General features: G+C 42.0%; 1 pseudogene. It reads left to right on the top strand.

Annotated elements, in window-relative coordinates:
- Positions 1–69 precede the first annotated feature (69 nt).
- Positions 70–553: pseudogene (locus L5M17_RS23065) on the top strand (IS3-like element ISSba5 family transposase); the annotation flags it as partial.

A 553-nucleotide genomic window follows, 5' to 3' on the forward strand; every position in this document is an offset into this window, starting at 1 on the left:
TGGCACACTAATTTTGGCCACCTAAATAGAGGTGATATTATTACCTCGTAGATGACTTTAGGTGAACACATGAGATCGACAACCAGAAAAACATTTAGTGCTGAATTCAAACTTGAAGCAGCCCAATTAGTCCTCGATAAAAACCATAGCATCATCGAAGCTGCAAAGGCGATGAACGTTGGTAAGTCCACTATGGATAAATGGGTGAGACAGTTAAAACTAGAACGCCAGGGTGGCACACCAAAAGCATCTCCGATTACCCCTGAACAAATTGAAATCCGTGAGCTGAAGAAGCAAATAGCTCGTCTTGAGGAGCACWATCTTATCCTAAAAAAGGCTACCGCTCTCTTGATGTCAGACTCGATGAACAATTTACGCTAATCAGCGCACTCAAGCAGAGCCACTCTATTCTCACAATTTGTAATGCATTCAAAGTGCATCGAAGTAGCTATAAGTATTGGCTAAAAAGAAAAGAACATATTGATGCAGACTTGACTATTTTATGCAGTGAAGTGAAGGCCGCACATCGTATTAGTCATGGCTCTGCCGGTGC

This window comes from Shewanella sp. SW24, from assembly GCF_025653395.1.
Lineage (GTDB): Bacteria > Pseudomonadota > Gammaproteobacteria > Enterobacterales > Shewanellaceae > Shewanella > Shewanella oncorhynchi.